Genomic DNA, 11017 nt, shown 5'->3' on the forward strand with positions numbered 1-11017 from the left:
ATATTTAGTTGTCTCATTAATTCCTCTAAACTAAACACCCCATCTGTATCATCTATCAAACCAAAAAACGGTAAATAGAAATAAAATTCAATATATTTCTTCATTCTTGCTTCCTTTCATTATTTCACAAAGTTAATTTTCGCATATAATTCAAAAAACGTTCTTGTATTTATGAACTCCAATAGGGTTGTCTTCTGAAACCATGCACTTCTGCGAGTTACTTACAGACATCCTTAAGCTCTTTCAACAATACCATCCAGTTGTTAGAAAGATAATCAATTAAGTAGTCGAAAATATCTCTTTCTATTGAATATACATACAGTCCATCAGCCAACTCTTTAATTCTTTCAAGTATCCTTTCATTAATGTCATGTCTCTCTTCAAATATTGTAATTTGATATGGTTCTAATTTTATTTCCCCATTAAAATTAATATCTTCAATGAGCTTTTTTATCTCCTCCATTGTAGACGAATCTTTTTCCGCTCTAATTAGCTTTAAACCAGAAATTGTTTCATTCAAGTACTTTCTAGTGGAATTTTCCAGAAACCCGAAAACTCCATTCATTGATAATTCTGTATCAAAATCTATCAACAAAATTATAGTCCTCAAAGATTCGGGTACCTCATAAATCATGTCTCTTATTGAGCTAGCCTCTTCTCCGTAGATAACACTACCTATGTGTTCCACAAGATCTGCAGCCGAAAAGTTATTATGGGGCGGAATTAGTAGCTTTATAACATGATTTAGGGTGCTCATCATATTCACCTTGATTTCATAGTTTTGGTTTTGCATGGTTTTATCTAACGTTTTTGTATTCCTAAACCCCAAGGGGTCGTATGCTGAAATCCCTCTTCGAAACCCAACTCGCAGATCTAGGTGACGCAGCTTGAATATTATGCTATGTGATGTCATAACTTCCTCGAATTAACTAGACTCCTAATACTGGTATGAAAGAAAAAAACTCTTCTTTGTTTTTTACTATCTTCATTATGGGTGCCTGCCTCAAAAAAGCCTCAAATTTAGAGACTCAAATGGACGATGTTTGTTCGTTTCCCTCGACACCACAATTCAGCAATTTCCAAAATTGTTCAACCATGACCGATGCCGGATACGGCATCGAACGGGTAATCCACCATTCCAATACCCCCACTGCCGCTGAAATTAAAAATTGCACCGTAATGTCCCTGTTCATATCCTGATCGAGGTTGATCGAATCCAGATGCTCGCACAGACTTTGCCGGAACATTGTCTCTATTTGGTTTCGAAAATACCGTACTTCCCTTGTTCGTCAGCATTATAGAGTAGAATGAAGCATGCTGCTCTAAATATTCAAACGTACGCAGTAGTGCGGTTTTGGAAGGGAGATGAAAGAAGTTATCTTCAGACATACAATTGCGTAGTAACTCTTTAATTTGAGCTTCCATGCATTGATCGCGCAGATCGTACTTATCAGCGAAATGCAAATAAACCGTTCCGCGATTGACATTCGCTTCCTCCGCAATTTGATTGATCGTAATTCTCTCGAATTCCTTTTCTGACATCAGCCTCATAAAAGCATCAATAATGGCTTGCCTCGATTTTTGAATACGCCTGTTCATATCCTTCTCCCCTTTGTACCATCCGAAAAAATGAACATTTCGAAGTCCTCTGTTGAAAAATCAACAATCACGCTTGTTTTAACCATTGAACCCCATATACCGCTCTGATACATTCACTTTATAAAATTTATGTTGATGATTCAACATATGTTCAATTCTAGAAGAGCTGTAATCATGAATTCTATTGTTTTACAATATTCGGAATTATTTAAATCATATTGAATTAGGAGGTTTAAAAATTGAAACTTACAGGAAACACGATTTTTATTTCAGGCGGCGGTTCGGGAATTGGACGTGCGTTAGCAGAAGCTCTCCACAATCTTGGAAATAAAGTTATTATCTCCGGTCGACGTAAAGAACGTCTGGAGGAGACGATTAAAGCGAATCCCGGCATGTCCGCAGTGGAATTGAATGTACAAGATCCTGCCAGCATAAAGGCGACCGCCGAGCAGTTAATCGAAGAATACCCGGATGTTAATGTCTTGATTAACAACGCCGGCATCATACAGCCCGATGACGCGGCGGGCGTGATCGATGAGGATGTTTTGATTTCGACTGTCACTACAAACTTGCTTGGCCCCATTCGGTTGACTTCTGCATTCATCGAGCATTTGAAGGCCAAAGAAGAAGCTGTTGTCATCAACACGACTTCAATACTTGGATTTGTACCGTTAGCGACAACTGCTGTATACTCCGCGACGAAGGCAGCACTTCACACCTATACGCTGTCCCAAAGGTACATGCTTAAAGACACATCGGTAAAAGTAATAGAAATTGTGCCCCCATGGGTTCAAAGCAACAACGATGAACCACGGGCGATGCCGCTTGCTTCATTCATTGATGCAACAATAAAGATACTTGGCACGGATACAGACGAAGTTCTAGTGGAAGAAGCGAAAATATTTCGAAATAACCCTGGCCCGAACGAAAATGTTTTTGTGACCCAGCTTAACGATACGATGAATTCTGAACCTCCAAAGATCCATTGATCCATCTGTAATTTAATTTTCAAAAATTTAGGCGAACATGAAGTAAACACTTATCTCCGTCTACTTCATGTTCATTTTTATTGCAAATTGCTCGTGAAGTAAGAAAAAACGCCAAGCAGTCACAGCCATGCTCTTAAATAATTTCGTTGATTTCACATAACGTTCTTGTATTCGCGACGTCCACTTCCTTAGATAGTTCCTATCTTAGGTGCAAGGATGTATCTGCCTGATTCCTCTTCTTTGAAATACAAAATCAATTATTCACCTCCACCTGTAATTTGCTCTTTACCATTGTTCATAATGTATCTGATTCAAATCAAAGTATCTTACATAATTGTCCAATCATTCTCTTTGTGTCCAACATATCATAGAGATATCAAACAAGAGGAGTTGGTATTTTGGTACGTATTCTCGATAAAGCTGCCGTACAACCGCGCCGTAGATTCAACTTAGCAAACTCATATATTATCCGACGTTCGCCAGCAAGATCTCTCCTTGCAAGGATCACTTTACGAATTCCAATCAATTCTCAACCTAATCGGGTAGATTTAGTAGCAACTGTGGGTGTTCGCGGTGTCACTGGTATTGCGCAAATACTCTTTAGAATCTTCCGCGATGGAAAAGAGATTTTCAACACCCAACAAGGTATTGAATCTGTTGGTTCTGAACAAAATTATGCAGTTACGTTCCAGGCAGAAGATAGAAATGTAATAACTGGTGCCCATGTTTACACAGTCACAGCAGAAAACCTTACTGCAAATACAAGAGCCAATGTTGTTGGGCCTGTATCGTTTAGTGGGTTAGCCGTTAAAACAAGAACCTAATACCATATTTGCAATTTTCAGCACTTGAATGATAGCCCTGTAAAAAACTCAATTTTGAAGAATAGGTACTCCAAGATAGAAAAAGAGATAGAAAAGTAATAAGCAGTTCGTTCCTTGTCAGAGGCTGGGCTGCTTTTGCTCATTTTTACTAAGCTTAAAGCTGCCCGTTTGTTTAATTCATCAATTAATTTCTTGCGCTGCTTCTGCTTTATGGCTTCTTAACTTCTGCCGAACCGAGGAGCGAATGCGACGATGCTAGAATGTGATGTTATGCAAAGTTCCATGACTTCATTAAATCAACTTAGAAATCCTGTTTAATTCAACATCACCATTCTCTCCATTCTTCTGAAATATCTTGATCCTCCTCAATTTCTAATCCAGCTAGTCTTGCTGCCTTGTCTATAAATTCAGCCAATTCTTCACGCTCCATCGTTTCAATAAAATAATCGTTCGCATCATTCAATTCATTAAAAGAAATTACAGTTTCCTCTACAGCCTTCATAATACTTTCAGGATGTTTAGTTTCTTGTAATAATATTAATTGGTTTAGATAGTTATCTAGAACTTTATCACACATTAATAATCTCTCTTCTGTAAAAAAGTCATCCGCGTATTCAATCATTCTTTCGCTCCATAATTTAGTTGGTTTATCATTAAATAAGTCTTGTAACGTCATTGGGCATACCCCTCATTCTTTCTTAAATTATTATTTGTTTTGGTTTATAAATAGATTCCATGGTATTTCACATAACGTTTCCGCATCTATGACGTGACCTGACTTTAGATAGCTCTTATCTTAGGGAAACCAATGTGCCACCTGAATCCTCTCCCCTGAAATGCCTCCGGCACCAAGGGGCGAATGTCCCGCAGTAGGAATGTGATGTTAGGCGATGTGGACAGTTATACCCGAAAAATTCCTGACTTCAGTCTTACGATCTCATAGTTATTAGATATTATATATTCCCATACCGGTTCTCTAAATTCTTTATAAGAACTTATTACTTTACTCTTCGGATCTATAGTACATATTCGTTGATTTCCCATATCACAGACGTAAAGAAGTTCGTCGTAAAAGTATATACTTTCAGGTAAGTCAAATGAGGTTCCTTCAAAGTCTCCTATAGAATACAATTCTTTGTATGTTTTTAGGTTATAACACTTTATTGTATTCCTTGTTGGGTAAACAACCCAAATCAGATCCTTAGAAACAGCAAAACCATAGACTGTATCAAACATATCTTGATGGATAAATTCTAGATTTCCGTTACTATCAAACTTATGAATGTCTGATTGTTGGTAGTTTGATACATAGACAGAGCCATCTAATGACCTGCATGAATCAGTTATATTGCCCTGAAAGTAATTCATAATTTCATCATAGTATGGACCGTACTTATGATAAAAGTATTCTTGTTTAGAAATAGTATTCACCTGTGAATTGGACCACTTAGCATAACCAAGCTCTTCACCTTTTTCACCCATTAGGTGAAAATAAACCTCTTCTTCATCCTCGAATATTCCCCAGCCTCTTCTATGTATTAACTGCATTATATTCCTTCTTCCTTAAGCTCAGTTTCGCCTAACGTTATTGTATTCACGCCCCCAGCGAATGCTGGGGTGTCCTGCAGCTATCTCCTTCTCCGAAATCCTTCTACGGGTCGAGGGCCTATGCTCGATGCGTGAATACTATGTTATCAGATGGACTATGACAATTTTGAGGATATTTACAAAATTCCTTCTCCCTTTAATATTTCATTTGAGAACTGGTCTACAGCCAACCACGTTGAAACATCCTCTTTTATATTTTTACTCCAAGTAATTAAAAAATGTACTTGACATATCTCATTAGAATCAATTAGTGTCATAGGAATTTTAATGCCTTTATCAGAACTTAAGATAAAACCATACTTTTCAAAGTCAGAGTTCAAACATAGCGATTTAGGAATCATATCTCCTTGATTTCTTCTTGCCATTAACATATCCCCGTCTTGTGTTCCCAAGTGTAAACGGTATACCTGATTCTCGTATTCGACAGCTTCAAGATCTTCCCCAGTATTAAATCCATAATCAGCCCAACTGTAACCCTCCTTCCAAGAAGCAGAAAAGCTGCACGTACTTATTTGAGTGTTCGTATGAGGCTTTATTCTAAATACTGCTCCCCAACACTCTTCTACTGTCAGATGTAAAGCGTGATTGAGCTTGGGTCTACAGACAATTAGTTCACAATCAAATGAATCAAAATAATATTTATATAATGACCCACCATTTTTGAGTTTATAACTTTGTTCTGGATGATAGAAGTTATCAGAGGCTGTGAGTGAAAATTCAATTATTCCAAGAGGAGTATGTATTTGTGGCTGTAAGAGATTGTTTTCTTTAATTAAGACTTGTTCTCCATGAAATAGCTTCATTATTTCCCTCCTCATAGTCTTTCTGATAACATTTCTGTATTCATAAGCTCAAAGGGGCTATCTACTGAAATCCCTATTCGAAACCTAGGCTCCGAAGGAGACGCAACTTGAATATTATGTTATATGATGAGGATGTCTTCTTCGAATTTCCTACAATCTATTTTAGTATTCTCCATTGTATTCAATAAAACTGGTTTGTTTAAAGAGTCTAATATGATATGGAGTATAAACATACTTTGAATTCGGACTTAAGACTTCAATAAAACTAATTGCTGCATCTATATAGTCATCCGATGAGAAAACATCTTCATCTAGGAATCCACTTAAGAGTGCTGCATCTCCTTTATATTTCAAACAAAGATAGCCATACCCAGGGTCAACTATAACCAAATTTATTATGTCATCTTCTTCTTGTTCTTTGGAGCTATCGAAAAATCTAACTATTATGTCCTTATCTTTGTAATAAATCTCGGTGTCACAGGAGAATTTCTTATGGCTAAACTTCATTGTGCTATCTCTCCCTCTTTTGGATTTTTTATCTGTTTAAAAACTAATTCTTGCTTCCCTTTCACATAACGTTCTTGTATCTAGAAATCCGAGAGGCTTAAGGAGCAAAGTGCCGGGGCCAACGGACTTAGGCCTCCCAGGGTTGTGAGTTGATCCCAGCTTCTCTACTTTCCACTTCTAGCGAACCAATAAGCAACGCCCGCAGCGTAGATGCGATGTTATATGAGGTCAGTTCTTCTTCAAGTCAACTAATAATTATGCTTCCTTGCTAATTCCCACTTCATAAGTAAATTTATATCACTAATAGCATCTAATATTATTCCTTTATATTCTATATTATTTTTTAATTCTTTCAAAAAGATCGGTTTTACTAGTCTTTTATCTAACTGTTTTTTAGTTCTTGCGATATGTGCTAATCCCAATACAGAATTCGCTCTTACATTTGGATTATCATGTTGCGCTGATTTAAGACATATGTCTTGAGCAAACTTCCAATTGTGATGATACATTCCAACTGAAAGTGGTAAATATATAAGTTCGTCTACTTCTAGGCGAGTTAAAATATCTTTTATTTCCTGATCTGTGTATTCTTCGACATGCTTGTAAATTCGCTTCATAGTACTTGCTCCTAAATATAATCTTTTTATTCCTAGCTTATTTCACATAACGTTGTTGTGTTCCTGAACCCGAGAGGCTTAAAGGAGCGAAGAGACTGGGTGGCTCCGCCACTTAGCCTCGCAGGGTTGTCTGCCCTGATTAGCTTCTTCGAAAATCCTCGGGCAGATCAAGGAGCGAAAGCGACGCTGCAGGAAATCAGTGTTATACGCCGGTTCGTTCTTCTTCGAACTCACTATCATTGCTTGTTTGTAAATAGGGTTGTACAATTAATTTATAAGTCTTTTCGGAGGTGTTTCATGTATGAAATGGAGTAATATCCGTGATATCTATCCTAATCGTTGGGTATTAGTTGAAGCCCTTGCCACTCATTCAAATAATCACAAAAGAACTATTGAAGAAATGTCAGTTGTTTCTGAATATGACAACCCTAAGCATGCATGGGCCTCATATAAGAAACTTCATTTGTCAGAGCCTACTAGGGAACTCTATGTATTCTACACCGGAAATGAATTTATTGAAGTCATTGAGCAACCCTTTATCGGAATTAGAGGTCTTCGATGAAAATTCGTCTTGTAAATGGTCTGCCTATTGTTTCTCTCCCTCTATCTTACAAGAATAAATCAACTCTTCTCAATAGTGTCCTACTGGATACCGGATGCTCCACAACTATCTTTGATACTGATCTTGTAGAACCTATTGGCTTAGATATAGACTTTATTAAAGGAAAATCGGTACGGATGCATGGAGTAGGAGGCTCAAGTGAATTATGTTATCAGCAGATTGTCTCAGACCTTTCGATTGATAGCATCCTGCTTAAAGAATTTACTATCCAACTTGGACTTACTAAAGAACCATATGGTTTCGATGCAATATTGGGTGTCGACTTTCTTTACATGTATGGTTTGAAAATCGATTTTGAGAAATTAGTTATTTCATAAAACTTGCGTATAACGTTCTTGTATTCTCGAACCCGAGAACCTTAAGGCCGGCTTGACCGGCCGGGTCCGCTTGCAGACTTAGGTTCGCAGGATTATCTGCCTGACTTCACTTCCTCGAAATGCCTCGGGCAGATCAAGGCTCCGCCAGGAGCCGCAGTGTGAATATGTTGTTATCTGATGATCTGCCCCACATCTCCGAATTAAGACAGGACGTCGACCCACATTTAATTACTGAATATCTATTTACTCGTCAATTTCATTTAATAATTCTTTTTCAATTTCCTTTTCAAGCAAAAAATATCTTCTAATTTCATCCCAGCAATCCGAAAAGATTTCTTGAATCTCTACTTCCTCTAAATTGTAATCACTAGAATCTGTATATATTTTAAGTTCATCATTAGCAACGTCGAATTCAGAATCAAATATTGTATCACCCATTGGGTGTAGGCCTGAAATTTTCAAGGATAGCCCCAGAGAAACAGTTATTTCTCTCGTTTTGTCATCTTCGTAAAGAAATGCACTAATCTTGAATTTATCATCACTTCTCTCAAATATAACTTCTTCCTCCCACTCGTACTCCATTAGAAAATCCATAATTTCTTCTAATATCTTTCTTATTTCATTCTTAACCTTACTAATCCTTATACAATACGCCTCTACATCTATTTCTATCAATCCTTCATAATCATACATCGGAAAATGTCTTCCATCATTCTCGAGACCTCTAAGATAAGCAATTATCAAGTCATTTTCAAAATCAATAATAAGTCTTTCAGGAATAAATATAAAATCAATATAATTATTACTTCCTTCAGAACTAGCTCCTGAAACTTCATAAATAATAAATGTATTTGAGCTAGAGACTTCGGCCCATGGTTTTTGAGTTCCTCTTATGTCTGTACTTGATTTAATATAATCCGGAACTATTTCGCTTAAATAATTCTGCAATGATGTGCTAGTAATAAATCGTTCACGTTCAACTGCTTCGGGGGATTCTCCATTTAATGCCTTTATCAGAAAATGTGTCCATATTCCATGTCCTAGTTCTGGACTACCGTATGATTTCTCTCCACGTGAACATGACAGAAACATAGCTCTGTAATTGCTTGATCGCACAAAATCGCTAAACTCTTTGGTATTCATATCAGCAATAAAATCCCTGCTAACTAATTGCTCATCAATATAACTCGCACATGCATCTATAAATATCAAACATTGATTACATCTTGAGTTTCTTAGTGGCTCCATTAATATTCGGTTTAGTGAAACAGTAGTTTCTTGTATATTATTTGGGTGAGTGTCCCACGTTGTTATTTTGTTATATCCTCCATCATAAAATCCATGACCAGCATAATAGAAAATAAATCGATCACTTTCAGTAAGATTTGATATCTCATATTGAAGTTCTTCATTAAGCGCGGATTTTGTTGCATCAACATCAAGCCAAAGCTTAATATTTTCTTGAGGTACTTTAAGATTATTTATAAGCCATTGTTGAAATGCTATTGCATCATTCCTCGCATAATCAACTGTCTTGATTCTAAATTGATAATTTTCCACTGCTATTATTACTGCGAATGTATTCCCATGAAATCCTGAATTCATAAAACACCACCCATGAATCTGTATAATTTCTTCGAGCAACAGGACGTTGCGAATGTAATACTTTCACTCTCTCTGGGGCAGATCTTTTAGATAACGTTCCTGTATTCACGACCCAGCATATGCTGGGTGTCCGGCGCATGCCGGGCCAAGGACGAATGTCCGCAGCGTGAATATTATGTTATGTGATGTCTGCTTCTTCTTCGAACTACTTAGACAGCTTGTTTGATTTCTTTGCCATGCTTTTAAACTCTTCATATTTCTCTTTAGCAGCTTTAATTTTACTTTCCACTACATAAGGAGCATCATCTGAAAAACTGGGTAGTTTCTCATTTATATAATCGTATAATGATTTTTTCTCAGCAGTCGTCGGAATTATCGGCGCAACAGGTATAGGTAGTGGCTTATCTTCTACTTCTATTCCTTCATGCAAATCAGCCATCCCAAAAAAAAGAAAATTATGAATAGCTCTTTTTCTATCTTCTTCTGTCTGTTTATAATTCCCGTCCGAATCTAAATGGAATCTATCAAATTCCACCATAAGTAGTTTATGCGGCTTCCTGTCTTTATTCCTGTAATATAAGATCACTTCAAGTACTTCCTCACCTGCTAATTGAGGAACAGATTTATGCTTATGATCTTTAGGTCGGGCGATCTTTATAACTTTGCCTGCACGAGATACAAATAAATATCTGCTTTGAATCATCTATCTCACTCTTTCTCTCTTATTTAAGCTGATTTCACATAACGTTCCTGTATTCACGACTCAGCGTATGCTGAGTGTCCGACGAATGTCGGATCAAGAGCGAATGCTCGCAGCGTGAATATTATGTTATATGACGTATACATCTACTTTGAATTACTACTAATTTTTATCTTTATCATATATTTTTATTATCTCTAAACTATATATGTTAAAAAGCAAGCTATTAATTGTATTTAGTCCATCAAGAATTAATTCCTCTTCTTGCCTAACAACTTCATGAGCAGATTTATTACCAAGCAATCGAATCTCATGTAAAATTTTTGCCTGCAGTTCAGTAACTAAATTTGTATCTTTCAGTTTGTCAATTTTTTGGACCAATGTGTTTCCTTCAACATTTTTATCTATACATATGGCTTCAATTAACATACGCAGTCCAACTGTACATAATTGAAGCGACTTACTGGCGTAAGCTCCATATACTTCAGGCAATAACAAAAAAATAGATTTCGGCAAATTAGCAAACGTAACGTTTTTAACCTTATCCATACGATCCATAGGATCTGGATATATATGATAAAGGCTATTCCACTGATTTTCTTTTTCATAATGAAATTCTTTAACTAGCTTTATAGAATCGCAGCCTTGGCAATACGCTAAGTAATATATATCTTCCATATTTAAAAATTGCTTATCATTCGTTCTAATCCTAGGCACAATACGTTTGAATTGTACTCCATTCTCCTCAATAACATCATGATTTGTTGGTCTCCTACAGTCGTTACAAAATAATTTTTGATTAAAAGTCATTGAATCATCCTCTATA

Annotated in this window: 13 protein-coding genes and 1 pseudogene; 4 read left to right on the forward strand and 10 right to left on the reverse strand. The window is 36.6% G+C overall.

Translation table 11 applies throughout. The features are described from left to right. Positions 1–217: 217 nt before the first annotated feature. Together ACQQ6X_RS07380 and ACQQ6X_RS07385 are read right to left on the reverse strand one after the other, a co-directional pair. Positions 218–793 (reverse strand): DMP19 family protein, encoded by a 576-nt coding sequence (locus ACQQ6X_RS07380; protein ID WP_430493542.1) that lies wholly within the window; start codon positions 791–793, stop codon positions 218–220. Positions 794–1028: 235 nt separating this feature from the next. Beyond that, positions 1029–1599, reverse strand: a pseudogene (locus ACQQ6X_RS07385) (TetR/AcrR family transcriptional regulator). A gap of 239 nt (positions 1600–1838) precedes the next feature. Here ACQQ6X_RS07385 and ACQQ6X_RS07390 point away from each other — a divergent pair. Together ACQQ6X_RS07390 and ACQQ6X_RS07395 are read left to right on the forward strand one after the other, a co-directional pair. Next, positions 1839–2588 carry an SDR family oxidoreductase gene (locus ACQQ6X_RS07390; protein ID WP_305164791.1) on the forward strand — a complete coding sequence of 250 codons (750 nt, stop codon included), beginning with the start codon at positions 1839–1841 and terminating at the stop codon, positions 2586–2588. A 398-nt stretch (positions 2589–2986) separates the two neighbouring features. After that, the gene (locus ACQQ6X_RS07395; protein WP_305164792.1) at positions 2987–3412 is read left to right on the forward strand and encodes an exosporium protein C; all 426 of its coding nucleotides are present in this window, start codon (positions 2987–2989) and stop codon (positions 3410–3412) included. Between the two features lie 325 nt (positions 3413–3737). On the opposite strand, the gene ACQQ6X_RS07400 is transcribed toward ACQQ6X_RS07395, so the two are convergent. The 5 genes from ACQQ6X_RS07400 to ACQQ6X_RS07420 form a co-directional block, all read right to left on the reverse strand. Further along, entirely contained in the window at positions 3738–4088 is a 351-nt protein-coding gene (locus ACQQ6X_RS07400; protein ID WP_305164793.1) for a hypothetical protein, read from the reverse strand. A gap of 224 nt (positions 4089–4312) precedes the next feature. After that, positions 4313–4960 (reverse strand): hypothetical protein, encoded by a 648-nt coding sequence (locus ACQQ6X_RS07405; RefSeq protein ID WP_305164794.1) that lies wholly within the window; start codon positions 4958–4960, stop codon positions 4313–4315. Positions 4961–5136: 176 nt separating this feature from the next. Beyond that, positions 5137–5823 carry a hypothetical protein gene (locus tag ACQQ6X_RS07410; RefSeq protein ID WP_305164795.1) on the reverse strand — a complete coding sequence of 229 codons (687 nt, stop codon included), beginning with the start codon at positions 5821–5823 and terminating at the stop codon, positions 5137–5139. A 162-nt stretch (positions 5824–5985) separates the two neighbouring features. Further along, complete coding sequence (locus ACQQ6X_RS07415; protein ID WP_305164797.1) at positions 5986–6330, reverse strand: hypothetical protein; 345 nt, start codon at positions 6328–6330, stop codon at positions 5986–5988. Between the two features lie 248 nt (positions 6331–6578). After that, complete coding sequence (locus tag ACQQ6X_RS07420; protein WP_305164798.1) at positions 6579–6947, reverse strand: hypothetical protein; 369 nt, start codon at positions 6945–6947, stop codon at positions 6579–6581. Positions 6948–7248: 301 nt separating this feature from the next. Between ACQQ6X_RS07420 and ACQQ6X_RS07425 the strand changes: the two genes are divergently transcribed. Continuing rightward, positions 7249–7509: a hypothetical protein gene (locus tag ACQQ6X_RS07425; protein ID WP_305164799.1), complete on the forward strand. Its 261-nt coding sequence runs from the start codon at positions 7249–7251 to the stop codon at positions 7507–7509. Continuing rightward, positions 7506–7886: an aspartyl protease family protein gene (locus ACQQ6X_RS07430; RefSeq protein WP_305164800.1), complete on the forward strand. Its 381-nt coding sequence runs from the start codon at positions 7506–7508 to the stop codon at positions 7884–7886. Before ACQQ6X_RS07425 ends, ACQQ6X_RS07430 begins: the two co-directional genes overlap by 4 nt. Positions 7887–8129: 243 nt before the next feature. Here the strand turns inward: ACQQ6X_RS07430 and ACQQ6X_RS07435 are convergent, their stop codons facing one another. From ACQQ6X_RS07435 to ACQQ6X_RS07445, 3 genes are all read right to left on the reverse strand, one after another. Continuing rightward, complete coding sequence (locus tag ACQQ6X_RS07435) at positions 8130–9491, reverse strand: caspase family protein (RefSeq protein ID WP_305164801.1); 1362 nt, start codon at positions 9489–9491, stop codon at positions 8130–8132. 205 nt (positions 9492–9696) lie between these two features. After that, a complete protein-coding gene (locus tag ACQQ6X_RS07440; protein ID WP_305164802.1) occupies positions 9697–10194 on the reverse strand; it encodes a hypothetical protein in 498 nt (165 codons plus the stop codon). Between the two features lie 159 nt (positions 10195–10353). Next, positions 10354–11017 (reverse strand): DUF4145 domain-containing protein (locus ACQQ6X_RS07445; protein WP_430493543.1); only part of this gene is annotated, 664 nt, incomplete at its 5' end.

It is taken from the genome of Paenibacillus ottowii, from assembly GCF_050516475.1.
GTDB lineage: Bacteria > Bacillota > Bacilli > Paenibacillales > Paenibacillaceae > Paenibacillus > Paenibacillus ottowii.